This is a genomic window from Kitasatospora sp. NPDC022785, from assembly GCF_055561295.1.
The window spans coordinates 1-19,721 of sequence record NZ_JBVHHB010000003.1 but is presented as its reverse complement, the minus strand read 5'-3'; the positions used below and the strand labels follow the sequence as shown (position 1 = coordinate 19,721).

The 19,721-nt window shown below is 73.1% G+C and carries 14 protein-coding genes; 8 read left to right on the top strand and 6 right to left on the bottom strand.

The genetic code is table 11. The annotated features are described in order from the left end of the window. The first annotated feature begins 545 nt into the window (after positions 1-545). From ACZ3YO_RS05765 to ACZ3YO_RS05740, 6 genes are all read left to right on the top strand, one after another. Positions 546-3,482 carry a sensor histidine kinase gene (locus ACZ3YO_RS05765; RefSeq protein WP_465566258.1) on the top strand — a complete coding sequence of 979 codons (2,937 nt, stop codon included), beginning with the start codon at positions 546-548 and terminating at the stop codon, positions 3,480-3,482. After that, positions 3,479-3,910 (top strand): roadblock/LC7 domain-containing protein, encoded by a 432-nt coding sequence (locus ACZ3YO_RS05760; RefSeq protein WP_396319717.1) that lies wholly within the window; start codon positions 3,479-3,481, stop codon positions 3,908-3,910. The genes ACZ3YO_RS05765 and ACZ3YO_RS05760 overlap by 4 nt, the downstream gene beginning before the upstream one ends. 7 nt (positions 3,911-3,917) lie before the next feature. Next, complete coding sequence (locus ACZ3YO_RS05755; RefSeq protein WP_465565279.1) at positions 3,918-4,340, top strand: DUF742 domain-containing protein; 423 nt, start codon at positions 3,918-3,920, stop codon at positions 4,338-4,340. A 3-nt stretch (positions 4,341-4,343) separates the two neighbouring features. Then, on the top strand, positions 4,344-4,973 hold the full coding sequence (locus ACZ3YO_RS05750; RefSeq protein ID WP_465565277.1) for a GTP-binding protein: 630 nt from the start codon (positions 4,344-4,346) through the stop codon (positions 4,971-4,973). Between the two features lie 41 nt (positions 4,974-5,014). Further along, positions 5,015-6,157: an FAD-dependent monooxygenase gene (locus tag ACZ3YO_RS05745; RefSeq protein ID WP_465565274.1), complete on the top strand. Its 1,143-nt coding sequence runs from the start codon at positions 5,015-5,017 to the stop codon at positions 6,155-6,157. Positions 6,158-6,266: 109 nt separating this feature from the next. Beyond that, positions 6,267-7,340 (top strand): aminotransferase class I/II-fold pyridoxal phosphate-dependent enzyme, encoded by a 1,074-nt coding sequence (locus ACZ3YO_RS05740; RefSeq protein ID WP_465565271.1) that lies wholly within the window; start codon positions 6,267-6,269, stop codon positions 7,338-7,340. Here the strand turns inward: ACZ3YO_RS05740 and ACZ3YO_RS05735 are convergent. The 3 genes from ACZ3YO_RS05735 to ACZ3YO_RS05725 all read right to left on the bottom strand — a co-directional run bounded on the left by ACZ3YO_RS05735 (position 7,247) and on the right by ACZ3YO_RS05725 (position 12,529). After that, the gene (locus ACZ3YO_RS05735; RefSeq protein WP_465565268.1) at positions 7,247-8,074 is read right to left on the bottom strand and encodes a serine hydrolase; all 828 of its coding nucleotides are present in this window, start codon (positions 8,072-8,074) and stop codon (positions 7,247-7,249) included. The genes ACZ3YO_RS05740 and ACZ3YO_RS05735 overlap by 94 nt on opposite strands. Before the next feature lie 64 nt (positions 8,075-8,138). After that, a complete protein-coding gene (locus ACZ3YO_RS05730; RefSeq protein WP_465565265.1) occupies positions 8,139-8,927 on the bottom strand; it encodes a leucyl/phenylalanyl-tRNA--protein transferase in 789 nt (262 codons plus the stop codon). Continuing rightward, complete coding sequence (locus ACZ3YO_RS05725; RefSeq protein ID WP_465565262.1) at positions 8,924-12,529, bottom strand: amino acid adenylation domain-containing protein; 3,606 nt, start codon at positions 12,527-12,529, stop codon at positions 8,924-8,926. The genes ACZ3YO_RS05730 and ACZ3YO_RS05725 overlap by 4 nt, the downstream gene beginning before the upstream one ends. Before the next feature lie 268 nt (positions 12,530-12,797). Between ACZ3YO_RS05725 and ACZ3YO_RS05720 the strand changes: the two genes are divergently transcribed. Then, complete coding sequence (locus ACZ3YO_RS05720; protein WP_465565259.1) at positions 12,798-15,950, top strand: putative bifunctional diguanylate cyclase/phosphodiesterase; 3,153 nt, start codon at positions 12,798-12,800, stop codon at positions 15,948-15,950. A gap of 134 nt (positions 15,951-16,084) precedes the next feature. Here the strand turns inward: ACZ3YO_RS05720 and ACZ3YO_RS05715 are convergent, their stop codons facing one another. Then, the gene (locus tag ACZ3YO_RS05715) at positions 16,085-17,050 is read right to left on the bottom strand and encodes a DUF4331 family protein (RefSeq protein WP_465565256.1); all 966 of its coding nucleotides are present in this window, start codon (positions 17,048-17,050) and stop codon (positions 16,085-16,087) included. Positions 17,051-17,363: 313 nt separating this feature from the next. Between ACZ3YO_RS05715 and ACZ3YO_RS05710 the strand changes: the two genes are divergently transcribed. Continuing rightward, positions 17,364-17,933 (top strand): hypothetical protein, encoded by a 570-nt coding sequence (locus ACZ3YO_RS05710; protein ID WP_465565253.1) that lies wholly within the window; start codon positions 17,364-17,366, stop codon positions 17,931-17,933. A 637-nt stretch (positions 17,934-18,570) separates the two neighbouring features. Here ACZ3YO_RS05710 and ACZ3YO_RS05705 read toward each other — a convergent pair. Both ACZ3YO_RS05705 and ACZ3YO_RS05700 read right to left on the bottom strand, forming a co-directional pair. Further along, the gene (locus ACZ3YO_RS05705) at positions 18,571-19,224 is read right to left on the bottom strand and encodes a response regulator (protein WP_465565251.1); all 654 of its coding nucleotides are present in this window, start codon (positions 19,222-19,224) and stop codon (positions 18,571-18,573) included. Next, positions 19,212-19,721, bottom strand: a 510-nt coding sequence (locus ACZ3YO_RS05700; RefSeq protein WP_465565248.1) for a sensor histidine kinase, incomplete at its 5' end; no start/stop codon positions are given. The genes ACZ3YO_RS05705 and ACZ3YO_RS05700, both read right to left, overlap by 13 nt.

The window sequence follows — 19,721 nt, the reverse complement described above, 5'->3', positions numbered from 1 at the left end:
CAACTCCTCGGGCAACCGGGCTCCGACCCGCCCTGAGGGATCGTCCGGCCGAGCCGGCGGGCCCGCCGGAGCCGCGCAGGGGCGGTCCGGGCCACGGCTACGCGGCGCACGCCGCCCCCGGTGGCGGCGCTCCACCGGGGGCGCGGCGGGGGTCGGCCGGGGTGGCCGGGGTGGCCGGGCCAGCCGGGTTGCTGGAGGACCGACCGGAATCGGCCCAGGGCCAGTTGCTCACCGCCAGAGGACATCGGCACACGGTTCTCACACAATCCCCCCGGATACCCCGGCCTGCCCTTCCGACCACCGTCCATCTGCCCCGATAACACGTCATCGCACGTCAGAAGAGGACATCCCGCGTCACAACGGTCCTTCGCCCACCAATCATGAACTCGGGAATGACGTTGTGTTAAGGCCGTGTGTGCACCCTGTCCAGGTAGCGAACGGGTTTTCACTCCTATCACACGGTATGACTAGTATCGCCTCGTCAAAAGCCCGTGCCCGGACGGTCCGGCCCCACCAGGCCGGCCGCCTTCCCCTAGGAGTCAGCTCTGCGCGCGCGTGCGAATCGGCGGCCCCCGACGCCGAAGACCCCCCGCAGGCGTCCACGCCTGTCACTGCGGACGGCGCTGCTCGTCCTGGCCGTCGTCCCCAGCCTGGCCCTCGCCGTCCTCTGGGCGGTCACCAGCGGCCAGACCCTCCTCGACTTCAGCCGGCAGGCGGACCAGGGCCTGCTCGCCCAGAAGGCCGGACAGCCCTCCAACAAGGTCTATTACAACCTCCAGGAGGAGCGCCGGCTCAGCGCCGAGTCGCTCGCCCGGCCGGGCAGCGTCACCGAGGCGCTGCGCCGCCAGCGCCAGCTCACCGACGACGCGGTGCGCCAGTTCCAGGCGCTCTCCGGCGAGACCGCCGACAGCGCCCCCGCCGAGGTGCGCAGCGCCGTCGCCGAGGCACGGCAGGCGATGGGCAGGCTCGCCGAACAGCGCTCCGCCGTCGACCGCGCCGCCATCGACCAGCAGGCCGCCTTCACCTACTACACCGACCTGATCTCCGTCGACCTGCGGCTGTTCACCGCGCTCAGCCACGTCGACAACGGCGAGGTCACCTGGATCTCCAAGACCCTGGTCAACGCCTTCTGGGCCAAGGAGATGCTGGCCCGCGAGGACGCCATCCTGGCCCGCGGCTGGCCGTCCGGGAAGCTCACCACCGGCGACTTCCAGCAGGTCCAGCAGGCCATCGGCGCCCAGGACCACCTCTTCACCGTCCAGGTCCTCCCGTACGTCCCGGCCGCCGAGGCCGCGGCCTGGCAGGACCTGATGACCAGCCCGGCGTGGCAGGCCAAGTCCGCCGTCGAGCAGTCGCTGACCCGGGCCGTCCCGGCGGACGCGGGCGGCACCGTCAAGCTGCCTCCCTCCCAGGACCAGTGGCGCCAGGCCGTCGACCAGCTCAACCCGCAGCTGGTGAAGGCGATCGAGACCCGCACCGACGGCATCGTCGAGGTCGGCAAGGGCTCGTTCCTCTCGCTGCTCACCACCTTCGCGCTGACCACCGTGATCGGCCTGGTCGCGGTCGTCGCCGTCATCGTCACCAGCTGGCGGCTCACCCGCTCGCTGCGCCGCCGCATCAGGGAACTGCACACCCAGGCACAGGAGCTGGAGCGCACCCTGCCCGAGGTGGTCGAGCGCCTCTCCCGGGGCGAGCAGGTCGACGTCGAGGCCGAGAGCCGGGTGATCACCGCGGGCGACCAGGGCAACGGCACCGACGAGCTGGCCCGCCTCGGCCAGGCGCTCAACCTGGCCCGCGCCTCCGCGCTGGAGACCTCCGTCCGGCAGGCCGAGCAGCACCGCGGCTTCGAACGGCTGCTCCAGCGCATCGCCCGCCGCACCCAGCTGCTGATCGGCCAGCAGCTGAAGAAGCTGGACGAGCTGGAGCGCAGGCACGAGGATCCGGAGGTGCTGGAGGGCCTGTTCGACCTCGACCACCTCACCGCCCGCCTGCGCCGCTACGAGGAGAACCTCGTGATCCTGGCCGGCGGCCAGCCGCAGCGGCGCTGGCGCAAGCCCGTCCCGCTGCTGGACGTGCTCCGCTCCGCCCAGGGCGAGGTGCAGGACTACCGGCGGATCATGCTGGACGTCGAGGGACACCCGTGGCTCTCCGAGCGGGCCGTCGGCCCGGTCGCGCACGTGCTCGCCGAGCTGATGGAGAACGCGGCGAGCTTCTCCAGGCCGCCGACCCCGGTCGAGGTGCGGGCCGCCATGGTCGGCCGCGGGCTGGCGGTCGAGATCGAGGACCGCGGGCTCGGCATGGACCCGGCGCAGTACGACGCGGCCAACGAGCTGATGAGCCGTCCGCCCCGGATGGACGTGCTGGCCCGGGCGGACGACATCCGCCTCGGCTTCTACGTGGTCGCCCGCCTGGCCGCCAACACCGGCCTGCGGATCGAGTTCCGGCCGTCGGCCTTCGGCGGGACGCGGGTGGTCGTGCTCGTCCCCGCCGAGCTGGTCATCGACGGCGACGCGGGCCTGCCGGACGCCACGCCGGTCGAGCCGATCCCGCTCGTCCGGCGCTCGCGCCAGGCGGCGCCGAGTGCGGCGCCGGCCTCGGGGGCGCAGGCGGGCGGACCGCGGCCGGGCACGGACGGGCCGGTCGCCGGCGAGCCGCCGGAGATCGTGCTGGTCCCGTCCGCCGCCGGGCCGGGCCCGGTCGAGGCGTTCGCGCACGTCGAGTACGTCCAGCCGCTGGATCCGTCGCCGGAACAGCCGCTCGAACAGCCGCTGGAGTCCGCGCAGCCGGTCGAACACGGCTCCCCGGCGGACGGCACGCCCTACGCCGCCCCGGCCGGCGGCGCCGCCGCGCACGCCGCGGCCCCCGCGGGTGCGCCCCGGCCCGCACCGGCCCCGGACGCGCCCGGGCACGACACCCCCGCCTACCCGGACATCGCGTACGCCAAGGTGACGCCCGCCGAAGCCCCGTACGCCGACGAGCAGTACCGGCCGGCCCAGCACTACCGGCTCGCCGAACGGCGGGAGCGGCCCGAGTACGCCTCCTCGGTGCCGCTGAGCGAGCCGAGCGGCGGACAGCCGCCGCTGCCGCAGCGCGTGCGCCAGGCCAGCCTGGCCGCCGAGCTGCGCGTCCCGCCACCGCCCCGGACCGAGCGCACGCCCGGTCCGGCCGACCTCCCGACGGCGGACGGCTTCGGCACCGGGCAGGCCGGGACGGCCGACCCGTTCCAACGCCCGGCGCGGCGTTCGGGGGCGGCGATCGGCGCCTTCCAGCGGCAGTCCCGCGCGGCGCGTGGCCAGGGCAGCGGCCACGACTCCGGCGGGCACCGCCTCCCCGACCGGCCCCCCGGCCCCACCTTCGACCACGGCACCCGCCCGGCACGCCGGACCGAGCCCGCCGGGCCCCCGACCCCCGCGCCTGGCCCCTCCCCCTGGGCCCTCCCGGCCGCGGACCCCCGAACCACGAGGACGGAAAACCAGTCATGAACCGCACGATCGCCACCCACCAGGACCTGGACTGGCTGCTCGACGGACTCGTCGACTCGGTGCCCGGGACCAGGAACGCCGTCCTGCTCTCCGACGACGGCCTGGTCGTCAGCCACTCCCGCTCCATCGAGCGCGCCGACGCCGAGCGTCTGGCCGCCGTCGCCACCGGCCAGCAGAGCCTGGCGCGCGGCGTGGGCCAGCTCTTCGACGGCGGCCCGGTGCACCAGGTCATCGTCGAGCTGTCCGAGGTCTGGCTGTTCATCATCGCCGCCGCCCAGGGCACCCACCTGGCCGTCGTCGCCTCCCAGGAGGTGGACGCCGAGGTGATGTCGGTGGCCATGCACACGCTGGTGCAGCAGGTCGGCCAGAAACTGACCACCCCGGCGCGCAGCGAGTTCGACGCCTTCGCCGCCAGGAACCGGGGTTGATGCCCCGGTGATCCCGCACTGGAGCGAAGTCCCCGACGAGGACGGAGACGACGGCTCGGACTCGATGGTGCGCCCCTACACCATCACCCGCGGCCGCACCGCGCCCGAACGCGACGACCTCACCCTGATCACGGTGCTGACCACCGTCCTGGACGAGGCCCGCGCGGCCCTGGCCCGGGGCTCGCGCGCCGGGTCGCGCGGGCTCCAGCCCGAGCACCGGATGATCCTGGACCGCTGCCGGCGCCCGGCCGCCGTCGCCGAGGTGGCGGCCGGTCTGGACCTACCCGTCTCGGTCACCAAGATCCTCTCGGGCGACCTGATCTCCCAGGGCCTGCTGCTGGCCCGGGCCCCGCTCTCGGTGGCCCGGGCCGGCGGGGGCGCGGACCTCGGACTGCTGACAGCCGTACGCGAAGGACTCCGGAGACTCTGAACCATGGCACCGACCGCACCCCTCCCTTCCTCCGCACCGACCGTCGTCGACGCGCCCACCGCGCCGACCGCGCCCACCGCCGTGAAGATCCTCATCGCGGGCGGCTTCGGCGTCGGCAAGACCACCCTGGTCGGCTCGGTCAGCGAGGTCGCGCCGCTGCGCACCGAGGAGTACCTGACCCGCGCCAGCGTCGGCGTGGACGACCTGTCCGGTGTCGACAGCAAGGACACCACCACCGTCGCCCTCGACTTCGGCCGGATCACCGTCAACCCCGAGCTGGTGGTGTACCTGTTCGGCACGCCCGGCCAGGAGCGCTTCTGGTTCATGTGGAACGACCTGGTGAACGGCGCGCTCGGCGGGATCGTCATCGCCGACACCCGCCGGCTGGACACCAGCTTCGCCTCCATCGACTTCTTCGAGAGCCGCGGCATCCCGTTCGTGGTCGCGATCAACTGCTTCCACGGCCACAACACCCGTACGCCGGAGGAGATCCGGGCCGCCCTCGACCTCGACCCGCAGGTGCCGATGCTCCTCGGCGACGTGCGCGAGCGCGTCTTCGGGCGGGACCTGCTGCTGGCCCTGGTCGACCACCTGATGGACCTCTCCACCGCCCACGCGGCGCCGGCCGGCTGAGCCCTCTCCCCCTCCCACTCCCCCGTTTGGAGAACCCCGTCATGACCTCATCCCTGCGCGTCCTGATCCACGGCGGCGGGATCGGCGGCCTGACCCTGGCCACCGCCCTCGCCCGGCGCGGCCACCGGGTCGACGTGGCCGAGCTGCGCGACGAGCTGGAGGCGCTCGGCGTCGGCATCATCCAGCCGTCCAACGCGCTGCACGTGATGCGCGAGATCGGCGTGCTGGACGCCTGCCTGGCCGCCGGCTTCGCGTGGGAGGTGCTGACCATCTGCGACCCGGCCGGCGCCACCCTCGCCGAGATCCCGCAGCCGCGGATGGGCGACGCGCCCGCCAACAACGGCATCCCGCGCCCCGCCCTGGCCAGGGTGCTCTCCGCCGCCGCCACCGAGGCCAGCGCGTCGATCCGCTTCTCCACCACGATCACCGAACTCACCGACGACGGCGAGGGCGTGGACGTCACCCTTTCGGACGGGCGGAGCGGCCGCTACGACCTGGTGGTCGGCTTCGACGGCATCGGCTCGCCGCTGCGCAGGCGGCTGTACGGCGACACGTACACGCCCGAGTACACCGGTTTCGCCAACTGGCGGGTCACGTTGCCGCGCCTGCCCGAGGTGCAGGGCGTGGTGATGTCCGCGGGGAACCTCAGGGCGAAGGCGCTGCTCACCCCGATCACCGACGAACTCATGTACCTGGGCTCGGTGTTCGCCGAGGCCGAGGACTTCCGCCCGGACGTGGACCGCGCCCACGAGCAGCTCGCCGCGCGGCTGGCCGGCTTCGGCGGCCCGATAGCCGAGGCGCTGGCGCAGGTCACCGACCCGGCCGCGGTGGTCTACTCGCGGATCTCCCAGGTCACGGTGGAGGAGCCGTGGTACGTCGGCCGGGTGGTCCTGGCCGGCGACGCCGCGCACGCCAGCACCCCGCACCTGGCCCAGGGCGCGGCGATGGCGGTCGAGGACGCGCTCGTGCTCGCCGAGTCGCTGGACGCCGTCACGGAGTCCGGCGAGGTGGCCGCCGCGCTGGCCGCCTGGGAGGAGCGGCGCCGGCCGCGCGCGATGTGGGTGCAGGCGCTGTCCCGCGCCGTCCTCAAGCAGGAGACCGGCACCCCGACCACCCCCGAGGAGGACGAGCTGCTGAAGGTCGGCATCCCGGGCGCCGCGCACGTGCTCGTCCAGCCGTACTGACGCTCCGCCGCCCCTGCCGGTGGCCCTGCGCGGGGTTGTGCCCGCGCAGGGCCACGGAGAGACTTGACGACCGTCCGACAAGTAGCGTGACCGGCTTGAGGGGTACGGGATGTCGTCGCTGTTCCGCATGCTCGACCTGCACGAATCCGTGGAACGGGCCCGCCGGCGGCCGGACGGGCGCCTCTTCGTCTCCGACTACAACGGCGGCCACCCCTACGTCGCCGACTACCTCGGCGACCTCGCCCACACCCCGCCCTACCGCCTCGGCGACGTCACCCGCTACTCCGCGATCGACGAGGACGACGCCCTGCGCGCCAAGATCGCACGGCTGCACGAGAGTTACGACGGAGAGCCCCGTTCCCCCGACCAGGTCGTCCCGGCCGGCGGCTCCAGCAGCCTGATCGGCACCTTCTGCACCTGGCTCCGGCTGACCGGTCACACCCGGATCCACTACCTCCCGCCCGTCTACTACAAGTTCGCCTACTTCTTCCGGACGCTCGGCATCCAACCGGTATCCGTCGCCGAAACCCACGCCCACCAGGGCGAGTTCGCGTTGGACCTGCCCGACGAGCGGACCGTCCTGCTGCTCACCGACCCCGTCTGGTACACCGGCCGGCGCGTCCCCGCCGAGGTGCTCAAGCAGCTCGCCGAATGGCAACGCGCCACCGGATCCATGGTGTTCGTGGACGGCACCTTCCAGTACCTGCGGTGGGACGGCAGCCGCCGCGAGGACTCCGCCACCCTTCCCGCCGACCTCACCCTGCGGATGGTCTGCCCCACCAAGTACCTGTCCATCCACGGCTACCGCTGCGCCCACCTGCTGGTGCCCGAGCGGCTCCGCGAGCCGCTCGCCGAACTCCACCTGAACCTGCACGGCGACGTCACCGTGGCCGACCGCCTCTTCGCCCACCGCGCCGCCGACCTGATGCGGGTCGAGGGCAACCACCGGCTGATCGACCACATCCGCGCCAACCACCAACGCCTCTCGGCCGGAACGGCGTTGGCCGCTCAGGCCGCCATCGAGACCGGCTACTTCCTGTTCGCCCGCCCCAGCGCCCCCGCCGACCGCCTGCTCGCCCTGGACGGCCGCTACTTCGAACTCCCCGGCCACCCCGGGTTCGTCCGGATCAACCTGCTCAACGAGGCGGCGCTGGAGGGGCTGGAGGCACTGGCGACCTCGTGACGCCGCCCCCAGACCGCCGCCGAGATCCGCGCCAGCAGGCGGGCCGCAGGGTCCGCCTCGTCCTCGCCCGAGGCCAGCGGGCCGGTGTAGCAGACCGCGATCAGGTACGGCGGGCAGTCCTCCGGGTGGACCAGGCCGACACTGTGCCGCACACCGGGGAACCAGCCGTTCTTGAACGCGATCCGGGTGCCCGGCGGCAGCCCGGCCGCCAGATCCACCCGGAAGGCGTTGCGCTCCAGGAGTGCGAGCAACTCCGGTTCGTCCGCGAGGGATTGCAGCAGGCGGACCAGGTCGAGCGCGCTCACCCGGTTGTGCACGCCCGCCTCGCGCGCGGCGTAGTCCTCGATCCCGCGCGGGCTGGCGCTGCGGGTCGCACCCGCCCGCCGCCAGACCTCGGCCACCGCCTCGGGCCCGGCGTGCGCGAGGCAGAGGTTGGTGGCGAGGTTGGAGGAGTGCGTGATCATCCGCTCGGCGAGGGTGCGCAGCGGAGCCGTCCCGCCGAGCAGCGTCCAGGGCTGCGGGTCGCTGTCCCAGCCGGGGTCGTTGCCGAACTCCCCGCCGGCCGCCGAGGCGAACCGGTTCACCACCGGCACCTCGGCCTCGAGATCGGCCCCGCTGCGGTACAGCGCCGCCAGCACGGCCACCTTCATCGTGCTCGCCGCGTCGTGCAGCTCGTCACCGGCCCGCACGAGAACGGGCTCACCGCCCCACGGTGCCACCACCACAGAAACCATGCCCGGCCCCGTTCCCGGGCGGGGCCCCGGGTAAACGGCGGCACGGATTCACCAACCCCGGCCGTCAGACACGCCCCAGACGGGAGGCCGGAAGGGAGTCCGGGGCCAGCGGCCGGACGCCGTCCGGCGGGGCGGCGAGCTCGGCGAGATAGCGGGCGCGGGGGAGGCTGGTGGCGCCGAGGGTGCGGACGTGGGGGGTGTCCCACTGGGCGTCGAGGAGGCGGCCGCCGGCCTCGGCGAAGCGTGCGGCGAGGTCGGCGACGGCGACGCGGGCGGCGTCGGAGCGGCGGTGGAACATCGAGTCGAGGCTGAGGACGGGGCCCGCGGCGACCCCGAAGACGCCGCCGATCAGCTCCTCGCCGTCCCAGACCTCCGCGCTGTGGGCCGCACCGCGCTCGTGCAGCTGGAGGAGTGCGGCGCGCAGCTCCTCGGTGAGCCAGTATGGCCGGCGGTCCTCCGCGCAGGCGGCGAGCACCCGGGGGAAGGCCCGGTCGGCGCTGGTCCACCACGGCAGGCTGTTGCGCAGGCGCCGGGCGAGCCGGCTCCCGAGGCGCACGCCGTCCGGGGCGATCACCGGGCGCGGGTCGGGGGACCACCAGGCGAGCGCGTACGGGTCGTCGTCATCGGCGGCGGTGCCCGGGAGCAGCGCCACCGTGCCCGCGGCCACGGCGTCCTCGAACCGGGCCTCGTTGAAGGCGCTCGCGTAGTCGTCGGCGGCGGGCATCGGGAAGAGCCCGCGCCGGTACGCGGCCAGCAGCACCTCCGCCCCGAGCCCGGCCCCGAACGCCACCGGCCCGTCCCCGGGAGCCCGCGCCACGTCCAGCCCGTCGAACACCCCGGCCACGGCGCTCACCTCCGCACCACCCCGACCGGCGGGGTCAGGAAGCCCTCCGCCGCCAGCTGCTCCAGGTAGTGGTCCAGCAGCCCGTCGTCCACGGCCGGCAGGTCGATCCCGCTGCCCCCCAGCGCCTGTTCGGTGTTGGCGCGGTCGAAGAGCGGGAACGTCGGGCGGAAGTACATCTCGCTGATGGAGAGTTCCGTCCCCGGGCTGCGGTCGACGAAGAGCGGGACGAACGGGGTCATCGGGTGGGTGGGGTGGCCGGCGGCGAAGCGGACGAGGTCCTGGACCCAGATGTCGTAGGGGACTTCGTCCACCGGGTAGCCGCGGGCGCGCAGGCGGGCGGCGAGGTCGGCAAGGACGGCGGGGCGGGGTGAGGTGATGTGGTAGACCTCGCCGTTGGCGGGGGCGTGGGCGGCGATCCGGGCGACGGCCTGGCTGAAGCGGTCGGCCGGGACGAAGTCGAGCAGCAGCCGGACGTCCGGGCAACTCCCGCTGTCCGCCATGTACTTGATCAGCGCGCAGATCTCGGTGCCGGTGTTCATCACCCCCGTGGTGAGGTCGCCGGTGACGTCGTTGGTGCGCAGCACGGTGACCGGCAGGCCGGCCCCGGCCGCGTTGTGCAGCAGCTGTTCGGCGACCCACTTGCTCTCGACGTAGCCGACCGCGAGCCTCTCGGGGTACGCGAGCGGCATCCGTTCGGTCACCTCCTTGACGCCGGCCGGGCCGAAGCCGGCCAGGACGGCGAGTGTGGAGAGGTAGTGCACCGGGATGCCGCGGGAGTGCCCGGCCAGCCGGACGATCTCGCGGGTGCCGCCGACGTTGGCGGCGCGCAACTGGTGGTAGGGGTAGATGAAGTTGACCTGCCCGCCGAAGTGGTGAATGGCGTCCAGGCTGCTGGCCAGCGCCTCGAACCGGTGCTGGGTCAGGCCGAGCAGCGGTTCGGTGAGGTCGCCGACCAGCGGGACGACCCGGGCGTCGGAGAGGTCCTGCCGCAGGAACCGCTGTTGCGCGGCGCGGATGCGTTCGAGCGCGTGTTCCTCGTCGGGGGCGCGGACCAGGCAGTGGATGCGGGCGCCGGTGGTCCGGAGCAGGGTGTGCAGCAGGTGGGCACCGCAGAATCCGGTGACGCCGGTGAGCAGGATCTCGGCGGGTTCGGCGCGGGAGGGCGCGGGGCGCCAGGACTGCCGGACGGGGGTGCCGAGTTCGGCTTCCGCGACCCAGTCGACGGCGGCCTCGCCGAGGCCGTCCCGGGCCGAGCGTGCCGTCCGGGTGGCGGCGGCGAAGGCGCGCAGGGTGGAGTCGCGCAGCAGCGAGCGGGTGAGGAAGCGGATCCGGGTGACGTCGATGCCGAACATGATCCGGGCCCGGGCGATCATCTCCATGACGAGCAGGGAGTTGCCGCCGAGTTCGAAGAAGTCGTCGGAGGGCCCGACGGTGTCGACGCCGAGCAGTTCGGACCAGAGGTGGGCGATGCCGGCCTCGGTCGCGTTCCCGTTGCCGTCGGGGCGCGGGGTCCCGTCCGGACGCGGGGTCCCGTCGGCGCGTGGGACGCCGTCGGCCCGGGCGGCCTCGTCCGTGCCCACGTCGCCCGCCTTCATCGCCTGGCGGGCCCGGGCCTCTTCGTCGGCCCCTCCCCTGCCCTCCCGGCGTTGCAGCTGCGGTGCGGTGTGCGGCAGCCGCCGGCGGTCGATCTTGCCGTGGGAGGTGAGCGGCATCCGGTCGAGCAGCACGAACTCGGCCGGGACCATGAAGTCCGGCAGCCGGTCGGCCAGGTAGGCGCGGATCTGGGCGCGCCGGGCGTGGGCACCGGAGCCGGCCCGGTCGGTGAGCGTGTAGTAGGCGGTCAGGACGCGCGTCCCGTCGTCGCTGCCGTCGGCGGCGACGCGGGCCTGCCGGATGTCGGGGTGGGCGGCGAGCACCGATTCGACCTCGGCGGGGTCGACGCGGTAGCCGCGGACCTTCACCTGGTCGTCGAAGCGGCCGAGGATCTCCAGGTTGCCGTCGGCGCGCCAGCGGCCGGCGTCGCCGGTGCGGTACATGCGCTCACCGGGGGCGGGCGCGTACGGGTCGGGCAGGAACGTCTCGGCGGTGAGCCCGGGCCGGCGCCAGTAGCCGCGCGCGAGGCCGGGGCCGCCGAGGTAGATCTCGCCCTTCTCCCCCGGCCGCACCGGGGAGAGCCGCGCGTCCAGCACGTGCACCCGCACGCCCGGCAGCGGCCGCCCGATCGGCACCGGCGCCGCCCCCGTCACGCCGCCGTCCGCCGCCTCGCCGTCCGGGGCCCCGCTGTGGGCCGCGGCCCCGTGCACGGCGCACCCGTGCACCCCGCCGCCGGCGAGCACCTCGGGCGTCACCTCGCAGAGCGTGGACGTGACGGCGGCCTCGGTCACCCCGTAGGCGTTGACCAGCCGGACGCCGGGCAGCCGGGCCAGGCAGGTGCGGCAGTCGTCGGCGTGCACGGTGTCCCCGCCGACGACCATCAGGCGCAGGCCGGCGGGGGCCGGACCGCCCTCGGGGAGCAGGGCGAGCACGTGGTGCCAGTAGGCCGGTGTGAGGTCGGTGACGGTGAGTGCCAGATCGCTCATCCGGTGCACCAGTTCGGTGGGTGCCCAGGTCCGCGCCCCGCCGAGGACGAGGGTGGCGCCGCTGACCAGGGTGGCGAGCACCTGCTCCAGTGCGGTGTCGAAGCCGAGCGCGGCCAGTTGCAGGACCCGGTCACGCGGGGTGAGCTCGTAGGCGCGGATGACCCGGTCCAGGGTGAAGACCAGCGAGCGGTGGGTGACGGGTACGCCCTTGGGGGTGCCGGTGGTGCCGGAGGTGTAGATCAGATACGCGAGGTCGTCCGGTACGGCGGTGTCGGGTACCGCGGTGTCCGGTACGGCGGTGTCGGGTACCGCTGGGTCGGGTACCGCGGGGTCGGCTGCGTCGGGTGCGGCTGCGGCTGCGGAGGAGCCGGCCGCGACTGCGGCCGGGACGTCGTCGGGTGTGCCGGCGGGTGCGCCGGGGTCCGGGGCGGGAGGGGGCGCCTGCCCGTCCACGCCCAGCACCGTGACGCCCGGGAACCGCCGCCCGCGCCGCGCCACCACCACCTCGGCCCGGCAGTCCTCGACGAGCTGCGCCAGCCGCCGCTCCGGGTGGGCGGGGTCCAGCGGGAGGAACGCGCCGCCGGCCTTGAGGACGCCGAGCCAGGCCGTCACGAGGCCGGTCCCGCGCTCCAGGCAGACGGGTACCACCCGCTCCGCGCCGACGCCCCGGGCGCGCAGCGCGGCGGCCAGCCGGTCGCTGCGCCGGTCCAGTTCGCGGTAGCTCAGTGCGCCGTCCTCGGCGAGCACGGCGACGGCGTCCGGGTCGTGTGCGGCGCGGGCCCGGAAGAGCCCGTGCACGGTGTCGGCGAACCCGGCGCGGGCCGGCGGGCGGCCCGCGCCGGCTCTCCCGTCCGGTAAGGGCCCGAGCCCGAGCCCCTCCCACCGCCACTCGCGTTCCACGTAGGCCCGGCAGGCTGCCCGGTCGTCCGGCCCGAACACCGTCCGCCAACCGCTCGGGACGGTGAAATCGCCGGGCCAGATCGTATACTGACCGTCTTCGTTGCACAGCACGGCGTGACGTCCGGAGTTCACTTCCGTCCGTGCGCCCTGTGCGCTGTCTGCTGCATCGTCCACCGGCTTGACCTCATGCTGTGGCGGCAGAATGCTGGGAGGTGCGACATTTCCGACTATACGCACTCATGGCACATTTCGAACGTCCGATCGCAATCCACCGGACGGACGAAGCCCCTGCCCGAAGGGCATCCCCGGAAGACCCGTTCCTCGCCGAACTCCCCCGCCCGACCGGCGGAGTGATGTCGTGGAGGAGGTAGCCTCGTTGACACGCCGGCGACATCGCCTGATGGCCTGTTACCTGGTGTGGATGGTGCTGTTCACCTGCATCTACTACATCAATCCCGCGCAGCGGATCATCTGGTGGACGGGCATCGGCCTCGGCGGCGTCGCCGCCATCGTGGTCGGCGTCCGCCTCAACCGCCCCTCCCACGCGCTCTTCTGGTACCTGCTGGCACTCGCCAACCTCAGCTTCACCGCCGGCGAGGTGGTCCAGGTCATCCAGTTGGAGTTCCTGCACCTGGGGAGCCCCTTCCCCTCCGTCGCCGACGGTTTCTACCTCGCCGAGTACCTGCTGTACGCGGCCGGTGTGTTGGGCTTCATCCGCTGGCGGACGGCCCATCAGGACCGCGCCAGCCTGCTGGACGCGCTCATCCTCACCATGGGCCTCGCCCTGCTCGCCTGGATCTACCTGATCCTCCCGTACGCCCGGAACCCCGACCTCAGCTGGTTCCAGAAGGCCGTCTCGATGGCCTACCCGCTGGGGGACGTGATCGTCCTCTTCCTGCTGCTGCGGCTGCTGGTCCCACGCGGCGGCAGCAGCCGGGCCCTCCAACTGCTCACCGTCGGCACGGTCGGCCTGCTGATCTCGGACATCCTGTACGGGCTGATCCAGCTGCACGGCGACTGGCACATCGGCACCCCGGTCGACTTCGGCTGGGCCGCCTTCTACACCGCCTGGGGTGCGGCCGCCCTGCACCCCTCCATGGTCGAGCTGACCAGACCGGTGCCCTCGCAGGAGGCCGACCTCGGCCGCGGCCGGCTCGCCCTGCTCACCGTCGCCTCGCTGATCGCGCCGACCATCCTGATCGTCGAGTCCATCAACGGCAACACCAACAACGCCGGGGTGATCGGCGCCTTCTCCGCCCTGCTCTTCCTGCTCGTCCTGGCCCGCCTCGCCATCGTCGTCGGAGCCCGGCGGCAGGCCCTGGCCCGGGAGCGGGCGCTGCGCGAGGCCGGCGCCTCGCTGACCTCGGCCGTCACGGTCGAGGAGGTCGCCGACGCCGTCCAGAACACCGCCTCCACCCTGATGCCCGCCGAGCCCGGCCACGTCGCACTGCTCGCCGTCACCGAGGCCGGTGTGCTGCACGTCCGGCACGCCGAACGCGGCCCGACCCTGCACGCCCTCGGCAACGGCTCCGACTCGGACGAGGTGCTCGCCCTCGCCGCCGTCCGGGAGACCCGGTTACTGCCCGTCGAGGACATCGGCAGCGACCTCGCCGCCCGCCTCGACGGCATGCCGTCCGCCCTGCTCTGCCCGCTCACCCTGGCCGAGCGCCCCTCCGGTGACCCGCTGATCGGCGCCCTCATCGTCACCGGCACCGAACAGGAGCTGGCAAGCCTCTGGGGCTCGCTGGAGATCCTCGCCGCCCAGGCCGCACTGGCCGTCGAGCGCGTCATGCTGAGCCAGGAGATCAACCGCCGCAACAGCGAGGCGTACTTCCGCACCCTGGTGCAGAGCGCCAGCGACGTCATCCTGATCCTCAACGCCGACGACGGCGTCCGGTACGCCTCCTCCTCCGCCGAGCGCGTCCTCGGCTACCCCAGCCTGGACGGCACGCTGATCACCGACCTCGTCCCGCCCGAGGACAGCCGCGCCGTCGGCAGCGCGCTGGCCCGGATGCGCGGCCTGGACGGCAGCGGCGCGCGCACGGGCGACGGCCGGGAGCCGCAGCGCGAGCACTGGCGGGTGCTGCGCCACGACCGCACCCCGATCGAGGCCGAGGTCCGCTGCAACGACCTGCGCGGCGATCCGACCGTGGGCGGCCTGGTGCTCACCCTGCGCGACGTCACCGAGCAGCGGCAGATGGAGCGCGAGCTCACCCACCGCGCCTTCCACGACTCCCTGACCGGCCTCGCCAACCGCGTCCTGTTCCAGGACCGCGTGGGCCACGCCCTCTCCCGCGGCGAGCGCAGCGGCGCGATCACCGGGGTGCTCTTCATCGACCTGGACGACTTCAAGGTGGTCAACGACACCCAGGGCCACGCGGTCGGCGACGAGCTGCTCGTCGCCGTCTCGCTCCGGGTCTCCACCGCGCTGCGGACCTCCGACACCGCGGCCCGGCTCGGGGGCGACGAGTTCGCGGTGCTGGTGGAGGACGCGGTGCGCCCGGCCGACGTCGGCGCCACGGCGGACGCCGTGCTGGCCGCCTTCGCGGAGCCGTTCAAGCTGAGCGCGGGCGCGGTCCGGGTGTCGGCGAGCATCGGCGTCGCCACCACCGAGGACAGCGTGGACGCGACGGAGCTGCTCAGCCACGCCGACCTGGCCCTGTACTCGGCGAAGTCGGCCGGCAAGCGGCAGTGGTGTCACTACCAGCCCGCGTTCCAGGCCGGGCTGGTGGAGCGGCACGAGCTGAACGAGAACCTGGACTCCGCGATCGCCGAGTCCGCGTTCAACCTGTACTACCAGCCGATCGTCGACCTGCAGACCGGCGACCTGGTCGCCTTCGAAGCGCTGGTCCGCTGGCCGCACGACCGACGCGGCATGGTGCTGCCCGACGACTTCATCGCGCTCGCCGAGGAGAGCGGCCAGATCGTGCCGCTCGGCGCCTGGGTCCTGGAGCGCGCCGCCCATGAGGCGGCCGGCTGGCACCGTCTCAGCGCCGGGCACCGCAAGGCCGGCGGCCGCCCGCCGCTGCGGGTCAACGTCAACGTGTCGGCTCGGCAGTTCCGCGACGCGGGCTTCGTGGACGTGGTCCGCGGTGCGGTGCGCAGCTCCGGGATCGATCCCGGAGCGCTGGTACTGGAGCTGACCGAGTCCGTGCTGATGCGGCGCGACGAGCGCGTGCACACCGATATGCAAACGCTGAGCGAGCTGGGCGTCGGCATCGCGATCGACGACTTCGGCACCGGGTACTCGTCCCTCTCCTACCTGCGCGAGTTCCCGATCTCCATCCTGAAGATCGACAAGTCCTTCATCGACGGTCTCGGCCTCTCCCAGCAGCAGTACGCCCTGGTCGAGGGCATCACCCGGATCGCCGACACCCTCGGCGTCCAGGTCATCGCCGAGGGCATCGAGAACATCGAGCAGCGCGACCTCCTCGCCGCCATGGGCTGCCCCCTCGGCCAGGGCTACCTCTTCGCCCGCCCGCTCGCCCCCGACCAGGCCCGCGCCCTGATCCAGGAGTACGCCGACCTCAGCGACCTGCACCACGGCGATTGACGCACACCCGTTTCACGCGGCGGAATCTCGATCCGCCATGGACTGCCCACACACGCGACCATGCCTAAATCGATATGGCCGCGGCGCTCCCCCGGCCGGGCTGCCCATGGTGGGCGGGCGGCCCGGCCGCCGCGTCATTCGGCCGGGTGCGGGTGGCCGAGGTGGGGGAAGGCGGGGAGCAGGTCCGTGTGCGGCGGGATGTGGTCGCTGGTGATCTTGCCCCCGGAGACCATCGCCAGCCGGGCGGACGTCACGTCGTCCACCAGCGTGCGGCCGTTGGGGTAGGCAGCCGGGCGGGAACGGTCGTAGCGGAGGATGTCGGGCAGGACGAGCTTCAGCGTCTCGGTGGCCGCCTCCGTGGTGTAGTCCCCGGTGTGCTGGAGGACGGCCGTCCACGGCTCGCGGTACTTCTCCCAGTCGTCGGCCGGCTCGCCCGTGTTGTAGGCGTCCTTGACCTCCTCGGCGTTGAAGTAGGCGGTCAGGGACGGGTGGGCGCCCCGGTCGACCGAGACCAGCCGGCCGTTCTCGTGCAGGCTGACCCGCGCCCAGACGCCGATCTCCGGCTCCGGCCCGAGCTCGGCGTCGGGCACCTCAAGGGCGATGCCGAACACGTTGGCCTCGGCCATCGCGTCCTTGCCGGTCCAGGTGAAGTTGTTGACGATCCCTTCGAGGTCGGCGAAGAAGGGGTCGCTGCGCAGCCCGACGGACAGCTTGCAGCCGTCCCTCTCCACCACGCCCGGCCTGTAGCCGAAGGCGACCGGGACTCCGTCGAACAGCACGTCGCCGCCCGCCTCGTGCTTGCGGGCCGCCTCCCCGGTGGCACGGTGGACGGTGACGGTCTGACCACCGGTGTCGGGGTCGGAGAAGGTGAAGGAGTAGGCGACGTCCGCCTGGTTGTCGCCGTCGCTGTCGATGTTGATCCGGTAGACCGCGTCCGGGTGGAACTCCGCGGCCCGGGTGGGCGCGTACGGGTTCACGTTCATGATGAGGACGGTGCGGCCGGAGGCGTCGGCAGCCGGGAAGGCGAACACGTCGGTGAGGTCGAGCCGGGCGTCGCCCCGGGGCGAGCGGAGGTTCGGACCACTGAGGTGGTGGGACATGGCGCTGCGCTACCTCGTCTCTGCGTACCCCCCTGGCTGTCGGCTCTGTGGTACCAGTGGGATCCGTGGCACGGGGGGAGGCCGCCCGATCGGGGTCCGGCCGTCCGCCGGATGGCCGACGGACGGCTCCCCCGGCGTGCGCGCCGCATCGCGGGGCGGCCCCAGGAGCAGGGGGTGGCCGGGCCGGCTCCCTCGCGCGGGTGATGCGGCCCTCCCCACGGTGGAGGAGCGGGGGCCGGGGCAGCTGCCATCGTCGAAGCAGCCACCCCTTTCGGGGCTTCGGCCCCGGGGCTTCGGACGAGGAGGATCACCCATGACCGCGCGCACCATCCTGCAGAGGCTGCACGGCCGGCCGGCGGAGGGCGTACCCCGCTGGGCGGTGCGGACGGCCGGTCTCGTCAGCCTGCTCGTGCTGCCCTCCTGCCTCTGGCGGATCGCGGGGGTCGACCTGCGCGTGCCGCTGATGGAGCCCGGCCCCGACGCCCCCGCCGCTCCCGAGCTCTTCGGCGGCGAGTGGTGGTACGTCATCGGGATGAGCCTGTTCAGCGAAGCCGTGGCCTTCCTCGCGGTCGGCCTGGTCAGCCGGTGGGGCGAGGTGTGGCCGCGCTGGATCCCCCGCCTCGGCGGCCGGCGGGTGCCGCCCCTCGCCGCCGCCGTCCCCGCCGGACTCGGCGCGGCGGCACTGATGATCTTCCCCTACGCGCTGGCCATGATGGCCTCCGGCCGCAAGATCGACGGCTCCACCGACGCCGGCCTGATCACCCACGGCTGGCAGACCGTCACCTTCTGGGCCGCCTACCTCCCCCTCGCCGCCTGGGGCCCCCTGCTCGGCATCCTCACCGTGCACTACTACCGCCGGCGAGCGGCCCGCCCTGCCGCCTGAGGGCGGTACGGAACGCAGACTCACCCTCCCTCTCAAGCAAGGTCGAAGCTCCGCCAAGCCCTCGGGTCTCCCCCGCCGATCGCCGGGGAGACCCGATGGCCATGGGAAGGACAGGTCACCCGGTCGAGGACTTGCGAAGCAGCTGTCCGTCCCCGCAGGTCTGGTCGAGGTCCTCGACCAGACACAGGTTCATCCCGCCGTCATCCTTCTTGACACTCGCTGCAATGCTGCAAGCGATGTGCCGGCCACTTCCGCCGGCCATCAGGCTGATACTCGACCCCTTGGGGTCGCTGGTCCTCGCCACATGTGTCTGATCGCCCAGAAGAAGCCACTTCCCGGCAGCAAGGGCCTGGGCACATCCGTCCTGCAGCGAGACCGCCTTGGCAATCTTTTCCGAACGGAACGTTCCCCCTGCTCGATGACGAGGCTGGCCCCCTTCTGGTTGGTCCAGGTCCCGAGGATGTCGCCCTGGGACACCTCAACAGACGATCCGCCGGCCGAGCAGCCACTCATCAGCAGCCCTGCAAGCCCCAACGCGCACGCCAGCCGGGACAACCTCCGGGACGTGGTCTCCCCTCCCAACGCCCATCATCCCCTTTAATACTCCAGCCGTAGATCGTGATCACGGATGGGAAGGTCAGGCCCGGGACGCTCCGAGGAACCGCAGCACGGCCAGGACGCGGCGGTGGTCCGCGTCGACCACGGGCAGGTCAAGCTTGGCGAAGATGTTGTTGATGTGCTTCGCCACGGCGCTCTCGCTGACCACCAGCGCCTGCGCGATGCCGGCATTGGAGCGCCCCTCGGCCATCAGGCCGAGCACCTCCCGTTCGCGGGGGGTCAGCCGCGCGAGCGGGTCGCTGTCGCGCCGCAGCAGCAGCAACTGGGCGACGACCTGCGGGTCCAGGGCCGTGCCCCCGTCCGCCACTCGCCGGACCGCCGCCACGAAGTCGGCGACATCGGCAACCCGCTGCTTGAGCAGGTAGCCCACACCGCTGGTGTTCGCAGACAGCAGGTCAGCCGCGTACCGCTCCTCCACGTACTGCGAAAGCAGCACCACCGCCGTCCCCGGCCAGCGCCGACGGATCTCCATCGCCGCCCGCACCCCCTCGTCGGTGAAGCCGGGCGGCATCCGGACGTCGATCAAGGCAAGTTCGGGCCGGTGCTCCGCCACCGCCGCCAACAGCCCCTCCGCGTCGCCGGCTTCCCCGGCGACCTGGAACCCGCCCATCTCCAGCACCTTGATCAGGCCGACCCGCAACAACACCGAATCCTCGGCGATCACCGCGCGCACGGCAGCTCCGCGGTGATGGTGGTGGGCCCGCCAACGGGGCTGCTGACGTGGAAGGCCCCATCGAGGGAGCCGACCCGCTTGGCCAGCCCGGTCAGCCCCGTGCCGGCGGCGGCGTCGGCACCGCCCAGCCCGTCGTCGGTAACGCGCACTCGCAGCACCTCGCCAACCTGACGAACTATCACCTCTGCATGCATCGCGTTGGCGTGCTTCGTTGCATTGGCCAGCGCCTCAGAGATCACAAAGTACGCGACCGACTCCACGTTGGGCGCCACCCGCTCCTCCAGATTGACCCGCAGCCGCACCGGCAAAGGCGTGCGGGCAGCCAGCCCGGACAACGCCGCGTCCAGACCTCGGTCTTCGAGCACGGCCGGGTGCAGCCCCCGCACCAGATCATTGAGTTCGGCGATCGCCTCCTTCGCCTCCAGGTGCGCTCTCGCGATCACCTCGCGGTCATCACTCGGCAGGTCCGGGCGGGTGGCAAGGGCCAGACCCAGGTT